Origin of the sequence: Mycobacterium sp. RTGN4, assembly GCF_033804635.1 — a bacterium.
In the GTDB taxonomy this organism is placed as follows: domain Bacteria; phylum Actinomycetota; class Actinomycetes; order Mycobacteriales; family Mycobacteriaceae; genus Mycobacterium.
On the sequence record NZ_JAPZLB010000027.1, the window covers coordinates 1 to 18,752 of the forward strand.

An 18,752-nucleotide genomic window follows, 5' to 3' on the forward strand; every position below is an offset into this window, starting at 1 on the left:
GGCGCCCCCACCCAGCAAGCGTCGGGGGGGGGGGCCGGCCGCGCGGACCACCGGGCCCGGGGCGGGCGGGGGCGGGGGGTGGGGGCCCCCCCCCGTCCGGCCCCCCCCCCCCCCCCCCGGGGGGGGGGGTGGTTTTTTTGTGTTTGGGGGGGGGGGGGGGGCCCCCCCCCCCACCCCCACCACACCGAAATCACTGTGACGGCTGGCCGTACACCGCGACGACGACACTGCGGTCGAGGCTGTTCACCGACCACACGCCGATTTGGGTGTTGGCGCAATTCGACATGATCGCCAGGTAGTCGGGCCGGTAGTACCACTGGTTCATGATGTCGACGCCGTTGATCGCCAGCGCCGGGTTGATCGCGACGGTCTCGGCGACGAGGCCCTGATAGCCCGCGGCCCTGGCGCGGTCCTGAAGCGACGAGCCGTCGGAGCCGGTGTCGCCGTCGAGGTCGCGGTTGTTCAACACATCGTTGGCGTGCCATTCGGCGGCTAGCCGCAATTGGGGATTGATCTTGACGTCGCCGGTGCAGCCCGCGTGATGCTGCACGGTGTAGACGTTGGCCACCACGCCGTTGTTGAGGCGCTGGTTGTCTGCGTTGGCCGACGGCGCGCCCACCGTGGCGGCGCCTACCATGACCAGTGCGGGAAACACGCCCAAAACCCGGCTGACCTTCACAAACGGGGAGACTACGCGACCGGAGCGTTCCACCAAACCGTCGGCTGCTTGGACGCCCATCCGCCGATCGCCTCGAGTTCGGCGGCGAGCGAGATCAACAGCGGCTCGCTGTTCTCCGGGCCCATCAACTGCACGCCGATCGGCAGCCCGTCCGAGGTGAACCCGGCGGGGATGTTGATGGACGGCCAGCCGAGCACGTTCCATGGCCAGGTCACCGGGCAGGCGCGGATCATCGCCCGGTCAGTGGACATTCCGCCCCTGCGGTCGAAGTCGTGGAGCGGCGGGGGTGGCTGCGCGGTGGTGGGAGCCAGGATCACGTCGGCGACGTTGAAGATCCACCCGATTCTCCGTTGCGTCCTGGCTTCCTGCGCACGGGCCTTCCGCAGTACTTGTTCGGACAGCAACCGGCCCATCCGCATATTGCTCGTGGTGCGTTTATCTAGTGTCACGCCCGAGCCGAGGCGGTGGCCCCAGTCGACTAGCCCGGAGGTGGACCTGGAGAGGAAGTTCCACGACATCCGTAGCCCGTAGTTGGGATCGGCGGTCGTCATGGTGTGCCCGAGCTCCTCCAGCTGGCCCGCGACGGTCTCCATGGCGGCCCGGATCTCGGGGTGGAGTTCGGCGCGGAAGAAGGTGAACGGAAACTTCGTGGACATCGCGACGGTCAACGGTCCCGGAGCCTCACCGACCGAGTCCGAGACGCGCACCGGTGGCGGTTTGTGCAGATCGCCGACCGCGTTCCCGGATGCCGCGTCGAGCACCAGGGCGGCGTCACCGACCGTGCGGGCGAGCACCCCGTTCACGGTGATGCCGTTGAACGCCTCGGGAAGTGGCCAGGTCGAGATTCTGCCCCGCTGGGGTTTGATGCCGACGAGGTGCGTCCACGCGGCGGGGATGCGTACGCTGCCCGCACCATCGGAGCCGATGGCCGCAGGCACTAGACCGGCGGCCACGGCCGCGGCACTCCCTCCAGACGAACCGCCCGGGGTGTGCTCACGCGACCACGGATTGCGGGTGTGGCCGAAGCCCGGGCCACTGGTGAAGGGCCATTGGCCCAGTTCGCAAGTGTTGGTCTTGCCGACGATGACGGCGCCGGCGGCCCGCAGCCGCCGCACTACCTCGGCGTCTGCCGTCGCGGGTGCGACGTGGCCCTCGGTCCCGAACCGGGTCGGCACCCCCGCTACGTCGACGTCGTCCTTGACGGCGATCGGAATTCCCAAGAGTGGAAGATCCTCGCCCGCAGCGCGTTTGCGGTCCGCCTCGGCGGCGTCGGCCAGCGCCTTCGTGGTGAACACCACGCGGAAGGCGTTCAGCGTGGGTTGGCTGGCTTCGATCGTGCTGAGTGCGTGCGTGACGAGCTCTACGGACGTGACCTTGCCGCTGGCCAATCGATAGAGCAGCTGGGCCAGCGTTGGAAGGGGCCCGGTGTTAGCGGGGGGAGGCGGGGTCTGGGCCATGTTGCAATCGACAATATCGGGCTCGATAGCTCGGCCGGTCTAACCGGTGTTGTCCGCCGGCGATGGGAGACTGTTCGGATGCGGTTGTACCGGGATCGAGCGGTGGTGCTGCGTCAGCACAAGCTCGGCGAGGCTGACCGGATCATCACCCTGCTCACCCGCGAGCACGGGTTGGTCCGTGCGGTGGCCAAAGGCGTGCGCCGAACACGCAGCAAGTTCGGGGCCCGACTGGAGCCGTTCGCGCACATCGACGTTCAACTGCACCCTGGCCGGAACCTCGACATCGTCACCCAGGTGCAGGCCATCGATGCGTTCGCCAGCGACATCGTCAGTGACTACGGGCGCTACACCTCTGGATGCGCAGTGCTCGAGACCGCCGAGCGGCTCGCAGGCGAGGAACGCGCCCCGGTGCCCGCGTTGCACCGGCTCACCGTCGGGGCGTTGCGCGCAGTCGCCGACGGCGGCAGGCCACGGGAATTGGTGCTCGATGCATACCTGTTGCGCGCCATGGGCATCACCGGGTGGGCGCCTGCGCTGGTGGAATGTGCGCGCTGCGCTGCCCCTGGCCCGCACCGCGCGTTCCACGTCGCCGCGGGCGGCAGTGTGTGCGTGCACTGCAGGCCGTCGGGTTCGGTGACGCCTCCGCAGGCCGTGTTGGAGCTGATGGTGGCACTCCACGATGGCGACTGGGCGTTCGCCGAGGCGTCGTCGTCGGCGCACCGCAGCCAGGCCAGCGGATTGGTCGCTGCGCACCTGCAGTGGCACCTCGAACGGCAGTTACGGACGTTGCCGCTGGTTGAGCGCGTCTACCGCATCGATCGGACAGTCGCTGACCAGCGTGCGGCGCTGGTCGGGCAGGATATTGCACATGGCAATCAAGCGGCCGGGGAAGACCACCTACCCACAGCTGCCGCCGGCGCCTGACGACTATCCGACGTTCCCGGACAAGTCGACGTGGCCGGTGGTGTTTCCGGAGCTTCCGCCTAACACGAATGGCAAATTCTCCCGTCCGCCGCAGCACCCGTCGAAGGCGTCGGCGCCCAAGCTCCCGGCCGACCAGGTGCCCAACCACGTGGCCGTCGTGATGGACGGCAACGGCCGCTGGGCCACCCAGCGTGGGCTCGGTCGCACCGACGGTCACAAGATGGGCGAGGCGGTGTTGATCGACATCACCTGCGGCGCCATCGAAATCGGCATCAAGCACCTGACGGTGTACGCGTTCTCGACCGAGAACTGGAAGCGCAGCACCGAAGAGGTGCGGTTCCTGATGGGCTTCAACCGCGAGGTAGTGCGGCGTCGCCGCGAGAACCTCAACGCGATGGGCGTGCGGATGCGCTGGGTGGGTTCACGGCCGCGCATGTGGAGCAGCGTGATCAAGGAGTTCGACATCGCCGAGCAGATGACGGTGGGCAACGACGTCATCACGATCAACTACTGCGTGAACTACGGCGGACGCACCGAGATCGTCGAAGCAGCAAGGGAACTCGCGGAAGAGGCCGCGGCGGGAAAGGTCAACCCGAGCCGGATCTCGGAGGCCACCTTCGCCAAGCATCTGCACCGCTCCGACATCCCCGACGTCGACCTGTTCATTCGCACCTCGGGGGAGCAGCGGGCGAGCAACTTCCTGCTCTGGCAGGCGGCCTACGCCGAATTCGTGTTCCAGGACAAGTTGTGGCCGGACTACGACCGTCGTGACCTCTGGGAGGCCTGTGTGGAGTACGTGAACCGAAACCGTCGCTTCGGCAGAGCCGAATGATGTGCCTGAGCGGCAGAGCCGAATGATGTGCCTGAGCGGCAGAGCCTGATGCCGCCCAGCGGGTTACTCGAAAGGCTGTCCTCGGCGCTCGGCGAGGTGATGACGGTTACCGAGGAAGACGACGCATTGACCGTGATTCGCGGCGGATTGGTCGCGTCGGTGCGCGTCGTCACCATCGCCGAGGGTTTGGAGTTGGTGTCGCTCACCCAGCCGATTGCGTGGGATCTGCCGCTGACGAACAAGATCCGGGAACGCGTCACCGCGCATGCGGCCAGGACGATGTTGGGCAGCATCGTGTTGGTCGAGAAGCTCGTCGAGTCGCCGGTCAACGGATCGTCGGCCAAGGCGGCGACCCGTCGATCGGCGGCCAAGAAGACTGCAGACGTGTTGCTGCGCTACAACTTTCCCGCCGCTGGCCTCAGTGACGACGCGTTGCGCACGCTGATCCTGATGGTGCTCGCGACCGGTGAGGACGTGCGCGAGGAGTTGAATTCGTGACCGATGCGGTCATCCGCATCGTCGCGGCGGTCGTGCTCGACGAGGCTGGCCGCGTGCTCGTCGTGCGCAAGCGCGGTACGTCGTCGTTCATGCAACCCGGCGGCAAGATCGAACCAGGGGAGTCGCCAGTGGAGGCGCTGGCCCGCGAAGTCAGCGAGGAGTTGGGCACCGGCTTCGACGCATCGACCGTCCTCGCGCTCGGACGGTTCTCCGCCCCGGCGGCCAACGAACCCGACCATGTCGTCGATGCCGACTTGTTCATGGTCCGCCTCAATGACGTGCCACGACCCTCGGCGGAGATCGTCGAGCTCGCATGGGTCGACCCGACGGCGCCCGGCGACCTGGAGTTGGCGCCGCTGACGAGGCACACCGTGCTGGCGTTGGCCCGCGACGACGAGCGAATCAGCTGACGCAGTGCGCGCAGATCCCGAAGATCTCGATGGTGTGGCTGACGTCGGAGAAGCCGTGCTCCTTGGCGACCTCGGCGGCCCACCGCTCGGCGGCGCCGCCCTCGACCTCCACCGTGGAGCCGCAGGTTCGACACACCAGATGGTGATGATGATGTTCCGAGCAACGCCGATAGACCGATTCGCCGGTATCCGTGCGCAGGGTGTCGACCGATCCCGATGCGGCCATCGACTGCAGGGTGCGATACACGGTGGTGAGTCCGATGTTCTCGCCGCGCTTACGCAGTTCGTCGTGAAGCTCTTGGGCGGACCGGAATTCATCGACGTGCTCGAGTAGTGCCGAGATCGCCGTACGCTGGCGGGTTGCGCGAACCACGGAGCCGGGTGGCCGCCGACCATCGACCTCGGTGCCGCTCAACGGGATTCCGGGTACTCGGCGGCGTGGGCCACGGCGGCGACGACGATCTCGGCGAGGTGGTCGTCGACCAACCGGTAGTGGACCTCGCGACCGGCCCGCTCGCCCGCGACGACGCCCGCCGACTTGAGGATGCGCAGATGTTGACTCACCAGGGGTTGCGCCACGCCCAGCGCGTCGACCAGTTCGTGCACGCACCGCGACGACTCACGTAGCTCGAGCACGATGGCGATGCGGACTGGGGCCGCGAGTGCGCGCAGCAGTTCGCCCGCGGTGTCGAGTACCGCGTTGTGGTGGACGTCGGGCACGGCCAAGTTGGAAACGGTTTTCATTATGCGGTCAGAATACATGCGGGGTTGCGCATGTCAACGCGTGCGCGCGGCACCGGTTTCGCGAGCCCTACACCAGAGCTGCGATTTCGGGGCCGAGCACGACAATGGCGTAGGAGTCGCGAGCCGGGGTGAGGAGGGGCCGCGCGGGGAAACCCCGAACTCAGCCGACCGGTGCGCTCGCTAGGCTGTCACCCCGTGGCATCCATCATCGACACCGTCGCGAACCTGGCCAAACGTCGTGGTCTCGTCTTTCAATCCGGCGAGATCTACGGGGGCACGAAATCCGCGTGGGACTACGGGCCGCTCGGCGTCGAGTTCAAGGAGAACATCAAGCGGCAGTGGTGGCGGTCAGTGGTCACCGGCCGCGACGACGTCGTCGGTCTCGACAGCGCGATCATCCTGCCGCGTGAAGTGTGGGTGGCCTCCGGTCACGTGGAGGTGTTCAACGATCCGCTCGTCGAGTGCCTGAACTGTCACAAACGGCATCGTCAGGACCACATGCAGGAGGCGTACGCCCTGAAGAAGGGCCTTGACGATCCAGACTCCGTCGCGATGACCGAGATCGTCTGCCCGGACTGCGGCACCAAGGGGCAGTGGACCGAGCCGCGCGACTTCAACATGATGCTCAAGACCCACCTCGGTCCTATCGAGACCGAGGAGGGCATGCACTACCTGCGTCCGGAAACCGCTCAGGGCATCTTCGTCAACTTCGCCAACGTCGTGACGACGGCGCGCAAGAAGCCGCCGTTCGGCATCGGACAGATCGGCAAGAGCTTCCGCAACGAGATCACGCCGGGCAACTTCATCTTCCGCACCCGCGAGTTCGAGCAGATGGAGATGGAGTTCTTCGTCGAGCCTTCGACGGCCGCTCAGTGGCACCAGTACTGGATCGACACGCGACTGCAGTGGTACGTCGACCTCGGCATCGACCCGGAGAATCTGCGACTCTACGAACACCCGAAGGAGAAGCTCTCCCACTACTCCGACCGTACGGTCGACATCGAGTACAAGTTTGGGTTCTCGGGCAACCCATGGGGCGAGCTCGAAGGGGTGGCCAATCGCACCAACTTCGACTTGTCCACGCACTCAAAGCATTCCGGCGTCGACCTGTCGTTCTACGACCAGGCCACCGAGGCCCGCTACGTGCCGTACGTCATCGAGCCGGCAGCGGGCCTGACCCGTTCGCTGATGGCGTTCCTGGTCGACGCCTACACCGAGGACGAGGCGCCCAACGCGAAGGGCGGCGTCGACAAGCGCACGGTGCTGAGACTGGACCCGCGGCTGGCTCCGGTGAAGGCCGCCGTGCTGCCGCTGTCCCGGCACGCCGACCTCTCGCCCAAGGCGCGTGACCTGGCGGCCGAGCTGCGCAAGTCGTGGAACGTGGAGTTCGACGACGCGGGTGCCATCGGCCGCCGCTACCGCCGACAGGACGAGATCGGAACGCCGTTCTGCGTGACGCTCGACTTCGACTCGCTTGAGGATCACGCCGTGACGATCCGGGAACGCGATGCGATGACGCAGGAACGTGTCGCCATCGACGCGGTGTCCGACTACCTGGCCGTCCGCCTCAAGGGCGCCTAGCGTTCCCCGGCTTGTCCGCGAGCGCGCGTGTCGATGTACCAACACGCGCGCTCGCGGAAAAAGGGCGGGCTAGAAGCGGCCGCCGCCTCCGCTGTAGCCGCCGCCGGATCCGCCGAACGTCGTCGACGTCCATCCGCCGCCTCCGCCGAAGCCGCCACCGCCACCGATCCCGCCGCCCAGCCCGCCCGACAAGATGTTGCCGATGATGATCCCGCCCAGCACCGCGCCCATGTTGTTGCCACCGCCGCCACCGCCATACCGGCCCGTGTACGAGCGCTGCGAGGCGACGACGTCGTTGTTGGCCATCGACTGGGCTTGGCCCGCAAGCATCGCCGCTCCGTTGGCGTGCTGAATGGCTTCCGGGAGATTGTCCGCGCGCTTCGACTGCGCTGCTTCCAGTTGGCGCAACGCCTCGTTCAGCCGGGTTCGCGCTTCGGGCCCGATGCTGCCGCGCCGCGTGTCGATGTAATCCGACACGGCCTGGACCCGCGACTGAGCCGTGAACAGGGCCTGGTCGAATGCCCTGCCCAGCCGATCGGCCGCCGCGCGTTCCTCGGACACCGTGTCCAATAGTCGATCGAGTTCGGCATCGGCCTGCGTCAGATTCGTGAACGCGCCAAGCGGATCGGCACTGCCGGTGGTCTGGGCGGCTGTGACGGCCTTGACCGCGGCATCGCGGGCGGCGCCCAGCTGCGCCGCCTGGGGGAGGTTGCCCTGAGCCAGCTGTTCGGCGGCGTGGCTGATGCCCGCCTGGATGTCGGTGATCGCCGCGGGCAGCCCTGCGATGGCCCTGTTGATGTCGGTGGCGGCGCTGTCGACCGCGTCGAGCAGCGTGCGGGCCTGACCCAATGCGGACTCCGCAGCACGGATGGCGTCGACCAGTCCGAGCTGGCGGTCGGTCGGTCGGGTGACCAGCGCGCGCCCTGTGGTGATGTTCTGATCGGCGAACGCGAGCCGCTGCTTGGCCGTGTCGACATCGCCTGCCACCGATGCCAGCGCGCTGTCCGCGTACTGCGAGTGCAACGCCGTCAGGGTTTTTTGAGCCGGTTCGAGGCGCGCAGTGAGGTCGACCATCTGCTGCGTCAAGGTGTCGAGCCGCGACGGCGCGTTGATCACCAGATCGCGCAGCTGCTGGAAGGCCTCGCGCTGGGCATCGAGCTCACGGTCGGCCTTGGCTGCGGCCACCACCACCCGGGTCAGGAGGTCGCGGCGTTCGGCCGGAGTCTCTGGCACCGTGTCGTCGAGGATCTGCCTCACGTTGAATGCTTGTGCGAGAGTCGTTTTCGCATTCTTCACCGCAGCGGTGAACGGTGAGGTGTCCTTGTCTCCGAATTCCTCGACTGCCAATGCCAATTCGTTGTCACTCGTTCGGACTGCGTTGTCGACGTCGACGACCATCGACTTGGACAGGTCGTCAAGTACGTCCAGGCGCACGGCCGCCAGCGCCCCGGGGTCGGCGGGATCTAGTCGGCGCGCGGCAGCGAACTCGGCCTCGCGGCGCTTGTGCTGACGTCGACGGCGCCACCACAACAATGCGGCCAGCAGCAGCGCGATGATCGCCAAGGCGATCACGATGGGGACCCAAGAGACGTGAACGGGAGTCGCGACCGGGTTCAAGCCGGTGGCGGCGGCCGTCGCGGCGCCCGCCCAGTCTCCGGCACGCAGCTTTGGTTCGACGTCGTTCCGTCGGAGCGCGTCGACGTCCACTCCACCGCGTGACGCGCTGGGCACCAGGAATGCGTAGGCGCGATCGGTGGTCGCGATGGCGAGGATCGCGTCCTCGCTCTGGAAGTTGCTGACGCGCATGGTGTTCTGCGCCCAGGTTTGGGCGTCCTGGTTGGAGAACGTGTCCACGTAGACGACCCACAGGCGAATCCGGCGGGCACTGTAGAGATTGTCGACCGCAGTCCGCACTTCGATGAGTTGGCTGGTCGACAGCGCGTTGGCCTCGTCGGTGACGTAGCTCGCGAGTCGGAACGGCGGCGCTGCGCCCGCGCTGGGTGCTAGCAGCACGCTCGCGGCCAGTATCGCGAGGACGAGGCGAAGGAGCCGGGCGATGCGCATGACGTCAATGTAGTGACTGTGTCGGCTGATCGGTGCCGCCTCGACTCAACGGACTGAGGTTTGGCGTCGTGTGTTCAGGCCTGAGGGGCTGACGACGGGGCCGACCGTGCTGGCAGACTATGCGCCAGTGAGCACTTCGCCGGAGGACCGCTACGACGACTTCGACCGCCAACGGCTGGTGGTCGAAGCGCCGAAGGGTGCCGCGTTGCCTGGTACCGGTGCCGAGCATCGCACCGACTTCGCGCGCGACCGGGCCAGGGTGCTGCACAGCGCGGCCTTCCGGCGGCTGGCCGACAAGACCCAGGTCGTGGGTCCGCGGCAGAGCGAAACCCCGCGCACCCGGCTCACGCACTCGCTGGAGGTCGCCCAGATCGGGCGCGGCATGGCGATCGGCCTCGGGTGCGACCCCGACTTGGTCGACCTCGCGGGCCTGGCTCACGACATCGGCCACCCGCCGTACGGCCACAACGGGGAGCGCGCCCTCAACGAGGCCGCCGAGCACGCCGGAGGCTTCGAGGGCAACGCACAGAACTTCCGCATTCTGACCCGGCTCGAACCGAAAGTGCTTGATGCGCAAGGTGTCAGTGCCGGGCTGAATCTGACGCGCGCAGCGCTGGACGCCGTCACCAAGTATCCGTGGTACCGAGCTCCACACGGCGGCAAGTTCGGCTTCTACGCCGACGACGAGCCCGCGGCGACCTGGGTGCGCACCCGCGCGCCCGAGCGCAGGCCGTGTCTCGAGGCCCAGGTCATGGATTGGGCCGACGACGTCGCCTACTCGGTGCACGACGTCGAGGACGGGGTGGTGTCCGGGCGCATCGACATGCGGGTGCTAGCCGACGACGACGCCGCGGCGGTGCTGGGCCGGCTGGGCGAGGCTCACGGGATGGGGGCGGGGCTGACGGCACAAGACCTGGTCGCGGCGGCGCAACGCTTGTCGGCGCTACCCGTGGTCGCCGCGGTCGGCAAGTATGACGGCACGCTGGCCGCGTCCGTCGCACTCAAGAAGGTCACCAGCGAGCTCGTCGGACGCTTCGCCTCGGCCGCCATCGCCGCGACCCGCGAGGTGGCGGGGCCTGGCCCGCTGGTGCGGTACCAGGCGCAGCTGCAGGTCCCGGCGCTGGTCAGGGCCGAGGTTGCGGTGCTGAAGATCCTGGCGCTGCAGTTCATCATGTCCGATCCGCGGCACCTGGACCTGCAGGCCAGGCAGCGCGACCGGATCCACCTCGTCGTGCAATTCCTGACCGCGCGGGCGCCGTCGACGCTTGACCCGATCTTCGTGCCAGAGTTCAACGCCGCGGCCGACGACGCCGCGCGCCTGCGGGTGATCCTCGATCAGATCGCCTCGTACACCGAGGGCAGGCTGGAGCGGATAGAACCGGCGTAACGGGCCCGGGTCGCCCGCATAGACTTGGCTCATGGCTGGCCGGATTTCTGATCGCGACATCGCGGCCATCCGTGAGCAAGTCCGCATCGAGGACATCGTCGGCGACTACGTCCAGTTGCGCCGGGCAGGCGTCGACTCGCTGAAGGGACTGTGTCCGTTCCACGACGAGAAGTCGCCGTCCTTCCACGTCCGGCCCAACCACGGCCAGTTCCACTGCTTCGGCTGCGGCGAGGGCGGTGACGTCTACTCCTTCCTGCAGAAGATCGAACACGTCAACTTCGTCGAATCCGTGGAGATGCTCGCCGATCGAATCGGCTACACCGTCACCTACACCGGCGCGTCGACCACCAACGTTCAGCGCGACCGCGGCAGCCGCAGTCGGCTGGTGGCCGCCAATGCCGCCGCCCAGGAGTTCTACGCCGAGGCCCTGCAGTCGGCCGAGGCGGCGCCCGCGCGCCAGTACTTGATCGAGCGCAACTTCGACGCCGAGGCTGCCAAGCAGTTCGGCTGCGGGTTCGCGCCGTCGGGGTGGGACACGCTGACGAAACATCTGTTGCGCAAGGGTTTCGAGTTCAAGGAGCTCGAGGGGGCTGGGCTGTCCCGCGAAGGCAAGCGCGGCCCGATGGACCGCTTTCACCGCCGGCTGCTGTGGCCCATCCGGATCTCGTCGGGGGAGGTCATCGGGTTCGGTGCCCGCCGACTGTTCGACGACGACCACATGGAGGCCAAGTACGTCAACACCCCGGAGACGGTGCTGTACAAGAAGTCGAACGTGTTGTTCGGGCTCGACCTGGCCAAGCGCGACATCGCCAAGGGACATCAGGCCGTGGTGGTCGAGGGCTACACCGACGTGATGGCCATGCACATGGCCGGCGTCACGACGGCGGTCGCGTCCTGCGGCACCGCCTTCGGCGACGAGCACCTGTCCATGCTGCGCCGACTCATGATGGACGACAAGTTCTTTCGCGGTGAATTGATCTACGTGTTCGACGGCGACGCAGCGGGCCGGGCCGCTGCGGTGAAGGCGTTCGAGGGGGAGCAGAACCTGGCTGGCCAATCGTTCGTCGCGGTAGCCGACGACGGCATGGATCCCTGCGACTTGCGGCTGAAGTCGGGTGACGCGGCGCTTCGGGACCTCGTCGCACGGCGAACCCCGTTGTTCGAGTTCGCGATTCGGACCGCGCTGGCCGAACACGACCTGGACAGCGCCGAGGGCCGGGTGTCGGCGCTACGCCGCTGCGTGCCAATGGTGGCCAAGATCAAGGAATCAACGCTGCGCGAGGAGTACGCCAGGCAACTGGCCGGCTGGGTCGGCTGGGAAGAGGTCGCCCAGGTCATCTCACGGGTGCGTGAGACCGCGAAGTCGGGTGGCACCGCCGCGCCGCGTCGCGAGGGCCGTCGGCCGGCCACCGAGGGCTCCGTCGTGACTCGCCTCGACCCGCGGGATCCGACGCTGTGGCCGCAGCGCGAAGCGCTCAAGGCAGCGCTGCAGTATCCCGCCATCGCCGGTCCGGTGTTCGACACGTTGACCGTCGAAAGCTTCACGCATCCCTCGTATGCGGCGGTGCGCGCGGCCGTCGCAGCGGCGGGTGGCATGTCGGCCGGACTCTCCGGCGGGGAGTGGATCGAAGCCGTCCGCGCACAGGCTGCGGCGCCCGAGGTTGGGGGCATGGTCGGTGAGCTCGGGGTGGAGGCCATCCGGGTCGAGGACGACGAACGGCTGCCGCGCTACATCGGTGGGGTGCTGGCCCGCTTGCAGGAGGTGTGGGTCGGTCGCCAGATCGCCGAGATGAAGTCCAAGTTGCACCGAATGTCACCGGTCGACCAAAGCGACGACTACAACGCCCTGTTCGGTGATCTCATTGCGCTGGAGACGTACCGGAAGAGCCTGCTGCAGCAGGCCAGCGGCGACGACCTCACTGCGTGAGAATCGTCGTCACGCTATGGTGAAGGCGCTGTCCGACCTCATCAGACGCCGTGGAGGGCTTTCATGACCATCCGAGCACATCGCTTCGTCGCCGCAGGCGCGTTGGCCGTCGCAGCCGTCGCCGCTCCGATCGCCGTCGCGCTCGTCGGGGTGGACACTGCGTTCAACGCGGGACCCGGGAAGTGCCTGTCGTCGGTCACCACCAACGGTTCGGATCCGATCTGCGTGGGCTACTCGAACGGGAATCCGAACACCATCAGCACTCCTGGTGGGCTCTATGGGCCGAACAACGGGCTCCAGACGGGTCAATTGCTGCCTGGCCAAACCTGGGACACGCCGATCGCCTAACGACGTTCGGCGCCCGCTTCGGGCTCGAGCACCGTCTTCGTGTCGATGGACGTCAGCGTCACCATCGTGGGATCGGGCGATACCCGGTCAGCCAGTTTCCGGCGGCCCGCATCGAGGACTGCCTTCGTCTTCGGACTTTCGGTGATCGCCCGGTAGGTGCCTGCGAGCTGTTCGTATCGACGGCGGCCGGCCTTGGCGCCCAAGACGTAGCCGACAGCCAGAACGGCAGCGATTCGGATCACTTGAGCCCTCCCACATGACGGTGCATTGCGTCCATCCTGCCTCACCCGGCTGGGTTCGTGCCGACGGGCGGGGGCCGGAATCGAATACCAACTTTGCGGGGCCGTACGCTAGAGTCATCCCTCGGTTCGCGTGCAACGCGCGATCCGGTGTTAGTCCCCTGTAGCTCAATTGGCAGAGCTTCCGACTGTTAATCGGACGGTTCGTGGTTCGAGTCCACGCGGGGGAGCAATTGGGGGCCGGACTGGGTAGTTTCGAGTTCCCTGGCAGCGATCGCCAGTATCTCGGCCGCATGCGAAACCGCGATGAAATGCCCGCCGTCGGCGACTTCGTGCCAGACCGCTCCGGGCATCTGCTCCGCAATCGGCTTGTTCACCGCCTCGGGGACCAGCGTGTCTGCGGTGCCCTGCCACAGATGAACCGGCCGATTGATGGTGGTGACGTCGAAGGGCCACTGTGCGTACAGCAGTCGGGCGTCGTCAACCAGGCCGTGGGCTCCTTGCCGGAAGCATTCCTGCGAGGCCTCCGCGACGGCCGTGAGCACCTGCTCGTCGGCGAGTACCGCGCGATCGGCGAGACAGCCCGCCTTCACCAGCGTCTGCATGTATTGCTCCGGGAAATGCACCGCTGCGACGTCCACGAGGTCGTACATCAGTTGGAAGCCCGGCCGAAAGTGCAGCGCGAGGAAGCCGCCGAGCGCGTCGGCCTTCGACAGCTCCTTGGCCGCCCAGTTCGCTCCAAACGCACCGTAGGAGCCACCTGCGATGCTGGTGACGTGCACCAGCCGCGCTGGGTCGAGGTAGGCCGCCGCCGCGAGCGCCCATGGCCCGCCCTCGGACCAGCCCGTCACTGCGAACGTCGTGGCGCCGAGCGCGTCGGCTACTACCTCTAGGTCGGCCGCCCAGCCGGCGAACGTCCGGTTTCGCTGCGGATCCGACTTCCCCTGGCCCGGCCGGTCGACACAGACGAAGCGCAAGCCGAGCGCCGTCGCGGCGGAGTCGAAGACACGGGCTTCGAGGCGGCTGGAGGGGCCGCCGTGGTTGTGAAGGACCAGCGGGCCGTTCGGGTCACCAACTTGGAGATAGGCCAGTGTCCGAGTGCCGACGTCGACTGATCCCTCATCATCGGTGGCGGCCACCGTGCGCGTTTACTCTGCGTTCTGCTCGACGCCCTCGTCGGCGTCGGGGATGTGCTCGGGATGCAGCATCTCGGCGTAGCGCAGCTGCTCGGGAATGCCGAATCCGTCGACGAGTAGCTCGGCGTGGGGCCGCAGCTTGCGGCACCGGTCGTTGATGCCGCGGGTGACGGCCTTCGAGCGCTCGGTGGACAGGAAACGGTGCTCGATGAACCACGACTTGTCGTCCTCGATCACCGACAGGGCATACAGGTCGCACACCAGGCCGAGGATCTCGCGCGCCTGCTCGTCCTCGCAGGTGTCGATACCCGCCACGAACGCCTCGAGGACGATGCGGTCGATGTGTGCCTTCGCGGCATGCAGCACGTGGTCCTGCACGGCGTTGAACGCGTCGAACGCCGACATCTCCTTGGACTTGCCCTGCAACCGACGCGCCACGGACGCCAGCATGTACTCCTCGCGGTCCTCGAACATCTTCACCTGAGTGCCGCGGTTGAACAGCGAGCCCTCCTCCTCGTTGTCCTCCCGCGAGTCGACGATCGTCTGCATGATCGTCTGCGCCGCAGTCCGCTTCAGCACCCGCTCGCCCGCGAAGTTCGCCGCGAACCGCACCCACTGCGCCGGGCTCATGCTCTTGACGTCGTCGGCGTAGGCGGTGAGCAGTTCCTTGGCCACCAGCTGCGTGAGCACGTGGTTGTCACCCTCGAACGTGGTGAACACGTCGGTGTCGGCCTTGAGCGCGATGAGCCGGTTCTCCGCGAGATAGCCTGCGCCGCCGCAGGCTTCGCGCGCCTCCTGGATGGCACGGGTGGCGTGCCAGGTGTTGGCGGCCTTGAGGCCTGCGGCGCGGGATTCGAGTTCGCGTTGCTCCTCGGCGTCCGGGTCGTCGGAGGTCTGGAGCTCGTGACACTTGGCCACCAGTTCGTTCTGGGCGAACTGCAGGGCGTACGACTTGGCGATCAACGGGAACAGTCGGCGTTGATGCACGAGGTAGTCCATGATCAGCACCTCCTCTTCAGCGTCAGGTGCTTCGAACTGCCTGCGCTCCAAGGCATATCGGGTGGCGATGTCGAGCGCGACGCGCGCTGCCGCGCCTGCGCTGCCGCCGACCGTGACGCGACCGCGGATCAGCGTGCCGAGCATGGTGAAGAACCGACGGCCCGGATTCTCGATCGGCGAGGTGTACGTGCCGTCCTCGGCGACGTCGGCGTACTTGTTCAGCAGGTTCTCGCGCGGGATGCGGACGTGGTCGAACTGGATGCGCCCGTTGTCGACGCCGGGCAGCCCGCCCTTGTAGTGGCAGTCCGAGGTCGTGATTCCGGGCAGGTCGTTGCCTTCGTCGTCCCGGATCGGCACCACGAAGCAGTGCACGCCGTGGCCTTCTCCTTCGGTGATCAGCTGCGCGAAGACGGCTGCGACCCTTGCCGTCTGTGCGGCACCGCCGATGTAGTCCTTGCGGGATGTGCGCGTGGGGGAGTCGATGACGAACTCCTGCGTGTCCGGGTCGTACGTGGCGGTGGTCTCCAGCGCCTGGACGTCGCTGCCGTGTCCGGTCTCGGTCATCGCGAAGCAGCCCAGCAGTTCGAGGTCGATGAGCTTCTTGACGTACGCCTGGTGGTGCCGCTCGGTGCCGAGGTTCTCGATCGCGCCGCCGAACAGGCCCCACTGCACGCCGGCCTTGACCATCAGCGACAGGTCCGACATCGCCAGCATCTCGATCTGTGTCACCGCGGCGCCGACGTCGCCGTTGCCGCCGTGCTCCTTCTTGAAGCCGTCCTCGGCGGCGCCGTTGGCGGCCATGATTCGCAGCTGCTCGGCGACCTTGGTGCGGGCGATGACGGTGTTCGGCGTGTAATGCGGCCTGAACACCTCGGAGGAGAGTTCTTGGCGCATGCGGTTCTTCATGTCGCGCCAGCGTCCGTCGAGGGCGTTGCGCAGATGATCGGCGGTGGTCGTCATGTTCAAAAGGTAGCCCGATGGGACCTTCGGGAAACTGTGACTTTGCAAACCCAGGCAAACCTGAGTAGAGCGGCTCGTGGCGGCGAGCGTTGAATCGACGCCATGACGGAGTCAGCCGCGCCCATGGACCTACCGCATCAGATCGACCATCGACACGCCGACGTGTCGGGCGGTTGGCTGCGCGCCGCGACGTTCGGCGCCATGGACGGGCTGGTCAGCAATACCGCGTTGATCGCGGGCGTGGCAGCAAGCGCGAGCGCGCACTCGGTGGTGCTCGCAGGCGTCGCGGGACTGCTCGCAGGGTCGTTCTCGATGGCGCTCGGCGAGTACACGTCGATCACGACGGCCAACGAGCAACTCGAGTCCGAGGTTCGGGTGGAGCGGCGCTCCTTCCGCAAATACCCTGCCGAGGAGCGCGCCGAACTGGTCTCGATGTTGATGGACATGGGGCTGACCGAGGACACCGCCGCCAAGGCCACCGAAGAGCTGCACCGCGACGAGAATCAGGCGCTGAACTTCCATCTGGTTCAAGAGCTCGGAGTCGACCCGAGCGAAAAGCCGTCACCGTGGGTCGCGGCGGGGGCGTCGTTCCTGATGTTCGCGCTCGGTGCCGTCATTCCACTGCTGCCGTATCTGCTGGGCTTCCCGTCGCTGTGGGCGGGCCTCGCGTTCGGTGGCGTCGGACTGCTCGTCGCCGGGGGCGTGGCGGCCCGCTTCACGCGCAAACCCCTGTGGCTCGGGTCTGTTCGGCAACTGGCCTTTGGGGCGGTCGCGATCGGAGCGACGTACGTCGTGGGCCTGCTCATCGGGGCGGCGGTCGGGTAGGGGCGGACACCCCGAGAAGCTCAGTTCCCGATGGTGATCGCCGTCGCCTCGTCTTCGAGCTCTTCTGGTTCAGATTCGGGGGCGTCGACGCCTGCGAGGTGGCCGCGCGTCGAGAACAGCACCACGGCGCCCAACGACACCGCTGCTGCGCCCACCCAGAACGGCACGTGCGCGTTGAGCTCTTCACCGAGCACGCCCGCCAGCCACGGCGCGACCGCAGCCCCGCCGAACCGGAGGAAGCTGTAGGCCGCCGACGCGACGCCACGCTCGACCGGTGCCGCCTTCATGACGGTTTCGGTGATGAGCGTGTTGTTCACGCCGATGAACAGGCCAGCCACCACCACGCACGCGGCGAGCACCGCCTTGTGGTCGGTACCGAGCGCCATGATCGCGAGCAGTAGCGAGAACGCCAGCAGGTTGATGATCAGCACCCGCACGGTGCCGAATCGGTGCTGTAGTCGTGGGGCCACGACCACGGACGTGAACGCCAGCGCCAGTCCCCACCCGAAGAAGATCAGTCCGATCTGGTGTGCGCTCATGTCGAGCGGAAACGGCGTGAACGCCAGCAGCGTGAAGAAGCCGAAGTTGTACAGCAGCGCGGTGATTCCGACGCCAAGCAGTCCGCGGTGCCGCAGTGCGCGGAACGGGTCGGCGAGTGTGGTGGCGCGTTCCGGACGCGGGGTCGATGGCAATAGAAACGTGGTGACGACGAGCGCCACCGCCATCAAGGCGGATACCCCAAAGAACGGGCCACGCCAGGAGATTGAGCCCAGCACGCCGCCAACGAGCGGGCCGACCGCGATGCCGAGGCCCAGCGCCGCCTCGTAGAGGATGATCGCCTGCGCCACCGAACCCTTGGCTGAATTCACGATGGTGGCCAACGCGGTTGCGATGAACAGCGCGTTGCCCAGCCCCCACAGCGCACGCCAGCCGACGATGCCAAGCACCGTGTCGGACAAGCCGGCCAACCCCGCGCCCGCGATGATGATCGCCAAGCCAACCAGCAGTGTGCGTTTCGGCCCGATGCGGCTCGCGACGACGCCGGTGATCAGCATCGCTAGCCCCATCACCGCCATGTAGCTGGTGAATAACAGGGACACCTGCGACGGCGTCGCGTTCAGGTTGTCGGCGATGGGCTTGAGGATCGGATCCACCAGGCCGATGCCCATGAAGGCGACGACTGACGCGAAGGCGACGGCCCACACGGCCTTGGGTTGGCGCCACATTGGCGGCTGCTCCTCTTCTGTTGGGAATTCAGTTGGACAATTTAGTTGGGGGACAAGATCATTCAGCGATGCTGCTGCGCGTCCTCGAGCAAGTCGCGCATGATGCGGACGGCGTCGGCGAGCGTCTGACGATCTGACTCGGCGAGCCGGTTCAGGTACGGGTCGATGATCGCGCTACGAGCCGCGCGGACCTGTGTCAGCATCCCCACCCCCTTGGGGGTGATGCTGATCAACACGGCTCTGGCATCGGACGGGTCGGTGGCCCGCGACACCAGACCCGCATCCTCGAGCTTGCGGACCTGCGTGGTCATGGTCGGCTGCGAGCAGTGGTCTAGCTCGGCGAGGTCGGAAATTCGTGCGGTGCCCTGGTCCTCGATTGCTGCGAGCAGACGGGCCTGCGCGAAGGGAAGTTTGATGCTGACGCGTTGCGTCGCCAGGCGATTGATCCGGGCGACCGCGGAGAGCAGCTCGGCGGCCAGCGCGGTGTCAGTCGTCGGCGGCGAAGGCATTTCTCCA

The 18,752-nt window shown here is 67.1% G+C and carries 19 protein-coding genes and 1 tRNA gene; 10 read left to right on the plus strand and 10 right to left on the minus strand.

Going from position 1 to position 18,752, the window contains the following annotated elements:
* Positions 1-190: 190 nt before the first annotated feature.
* Both SLQ30_RS32135 and SLQ30_RS32140 read right to left on the minus strand, forming a co-directional pair.
* Positions 191-637, minus strand: a complete 447-nt coding sequence (locus tag SLQ30_RS32135) for a CAP domain-containing protein (protein ID WP_319449167.1) — start codon at positions 635-637, stop codon at positions 191-193.
* Between the two features lie 53 nt (positions 638-690).
* Positions 691-2,136 carry an amidase gene (locus tag SLQ30_RS32140; RefSeq protein WP_319449130.1) on the minus strand — a complete coding sequence of 482 codons (1,446 nt, stop codon included), beginning with the start codon at positions 2,134-2,136 and terminating at the stop codon, positions 691-693.
* Between the two features lie 78 nt (positions 2,137-2,214).
* On the opposite strand from SLQ30_RS32140, the gene recO reads away from it, so the two are divergent.
* Genes recO through SLQ30_RS32160 form a run of 4 tightly spaced genes read left to right on the plus strand, consistent with a single transcriptional unit; the run spans position 2,215 to position 4,800 of the window.
* The gene (gene recO, locus SLQ30_RS32145) at positions 2,215-3,060 is read left to right on the plus strand and encodes a DNA repair protein RecO (protein WP_319449131.1); all 846 of its coding nucleotides are present in this window, start codon (positions 2,215-2,217) and stop codon (positions 3,058-3,060) included.
* Complete coding sequence (locus tag SLQ30_RS32150; protein WP_319449132.1) at positions 3,005-3,892, plus strand: decaprenyl diphosphate synthase; 888 nt, start codon at positions 3,005-3,007, stop codon at positions 3,890-3,892. The genes recO and SLQ30_RS32150 overlap by 56 nt, the downstream gene beginning before the upstream one ends.
* A 48-nt stretch (positions 3,893-3,940) precedes the next feature.
* Complete coding sequence (locus tag SLQ30_RS32155) at positions 3,941-4,390, plus strand: hypothetical protein (protein WP_319449168.1); 450 nt, start codon at positions 3,941-3,943, stop codon at positions 4,388-4,390.
* On the plus strand, positions 4,387-4,800 hold the full coding sequence (locus SLQ30_RS32160) for an NUDIX domain-containing protein (RefSeq protein WP_319449133.1): 414 nt from the start codon (positions 4,387-4,389) through the stop codon (positions 4,798-4,800). The genes SLQ30_RS32155 and SLQ30_RS32160 overlap by 4 nt, the downstream gene beginning before the upstream one ends.
* Here the strand turns inward: SLQ30_RS32160 and SLQ30_RS32165 are convergent.
* The gene (locus SLQ30_RS32165) at positions 4,793-5,173 is read right to left on the minus strand and encodes a Fur family transcriptional regulator (RefSeq protein WP_319449169.1); all 381 of its coding nucleotides are present in this window, start codon (positions 5,171-5,173) and stop codon (positions 4,793-4,795) included. The two genes, SLQ30_RS32160 and SLQ30_RS32165, sit on opposite strands and share 8 nt — an antisense overlap.
* A 38-nt stretch (positions 5,174-5,211) precedes the next feature.
* Positions 5,212-5,544, minus strand: a complete 333-nt coding sequence (locus SLQ30_RS32170) for a metalloregulator ArsR/SmtB family transcription factor (RefSeq protein WP_319449134.1) — start codon at positions 5,542-5,544, stop codon at positions 5,212-5,214.
* 171 nt (positions 5,545-5,715) lie between these two features.
* On the opposite strand from SLQ30_RS32170, the gene SLQ30_RS32175 reads away from it, so the two are divergent.
* Positions 5,716-7,125, plus strand: coding sequence for a glycine--tRNA ligase (locus SLQ30_RS32175; protein WP_319449135.1), 1,410 nt, complete (start codon positions 5,716-5,718; stop codon positions 7,123-7,125).
* A gap of 69 nt (positions 7,126-7,194) precedes the next feature.
* Here SLQ30_RS32175 and SLQ30_RS32180 read toward each other — a convergent pair whose 3' ends face one another.
* Complete coding sequence (locus SLQ30_RS32180; RefSeq protein WP_319449136.1) at positions 7,195-9,189, minus strand: TPM domain-containing protein; 1,995 nt, start codon at positions 9,187-9,189, stop codon at positions 7,195-7,197.
* A gap of 127 nt (positions 9,190-9,316) precedes the next feature.
* Between SLQ30_RS32180 and SLQ30_RS32185 the strand changes: the two genes are divergently transcribed.
* The 3 genes from SLQ30_RS32185 (at position 9,317) to SLQ30_RS32195 (ending at position 12,851) form a co-directional block, all read left to right on the plus strand.
* Positions 9,317-10,576 (plus strand): deoxyguanosinetriphosphate triphosphohydrolase, encoded by a 1,260-nt coding sequence (locus SLQ30_RS32185; RefSeq protein WP_319449137.1) that lies wholly within the window; start codon positions 9,317-9,319, stop codon positions 10,574-10,576.
* Between the two features lie 31 nt (positions 10,577-10,607).
* Entirely contained in the window at positions 10,608-12,503 is a 1,896-nt protein-coding gene (gene dnaG, locus SLQ30_RS32190) for a DNA primase (protein WP_319449138.1), read from the plus strand.
* Positions 12,504-12,566: 63 nt separating this feature from the next.
* Complete coding sequence (locus tag SLQ30_RS32195; RefSeq protein WP_319449139.1) at positions 12,567-12,851, plus strand: hypothetical protein; 285 nt, start codon at positions 12,567-12,569, stop codon at positions 12,849-12,851.
* Here SLQ30_RS32195 and SLQ30_RS32200 read toward each other — a convergent pair.
* Positions 12,848-13,093 (minus strand): hypothetical protein, encoded by a 246-nt coding sequence (locus SLQ30_RS32200; protein WP_319449140.1) that lies wholly within the window; start codon positions 13,091-13,093, stop codon positions 12,848-12,850. The genes SLQ30_RS32195 and SLQ30_RS32200 overlap by 4 nt on opposite strands.
* A 154-nt stretch (positions 13,094-13,247) precedes the next feature.
* Between SLQ30_RS32200 and SLQ30_RS32205 the strand changes: the two genes are divergently transcribed.
* Positions 13,248-13,320, plus strand: a tRNA-Asn gene (locus SLQ30_RS32205).
* Here SLQ30_RS32205 and SLQ30_RS32210 read toward each other — a convergent pair.
* Together SLQ30_RS32210 and SLQ30_RS32215 are read right to left on the minus strand one after the other, a co-directional pair.
* Entirely contained in the window at positions 13,282-14,229 is a 948-nt protein-coding gene (locus tag SLQ30_RS32210) for an alpha/beta hydrolase (protein ID WP_319449170.1), read from the minus strand. The genes SLQ30_RS32205 and SLQ30_RS32210 overlap by 39 nt on opposite strands.
* Before the next feature lie 9 nt (positions 14,230-14,238).
* Positions 14,239-16,185, minus strand: coding sequence for an acyl-CoA dehydrogenase (locus SLQ30_RS32215; protein ID WP_319449141.1), 1,947 nt, complete (start codon positions 16,183-16,185; stop codon positions 14,239-14,241).
* 102 nt (positions 16,186-16,287) lie between these two features.
* Between SLQ30_RS32215 and SLQ30_RS32220 the strand changes: the two genes are divergently transcribed.
* Complete coding sequence (locus tag SLQ30_RS32220) at positions 16,288-17,010, plus strand: VIT1/CCC1 transporter family protein (protein ID WP_319449142.1); 723 nt, start codon at positions 16,288-16,290, stop codon at positions 17,008-17,010.
* Positions 17,011-17,030: 20 nt separating this feature from the next.
* Here the strand turns inward: SLQ30_RS32220 and SLQ30_RS32225 are convergent, their stop codons facing one another.
* Both SLQ30_RS32225 and SLQ30_RS32230 read right to left on the minus strand, forming a co-directional pair.
* Positions 17,031-18,236 carry an MFS transporter gene (locus SLQ30_RS32225; RefSeq protein ID WP_319449143.1) on the minus strand — a complete coding sequence of 402 codons (1,206 nt, stop codon included), beginning with the start codon at positions 18,234-18,236 and terminating at the stop codon, positions 17,031-17,033.
* A 62-nt stretch (positions 18,237-18,298) separates the two neighbouring features.
* Positions 18,299-18,745, minus strand: a complete 447-nt coding sequence (locus SLQ30_RS32230) for a MarR family winged helix-turn-helix transcriptional regulator (protein ID WP_319449144.1) — start codon at positions 18,743-18,745, stop codon at positions 18,299-18,301.
* Positions 18,746-18,752: the final 7 nt, after the last annotated feature.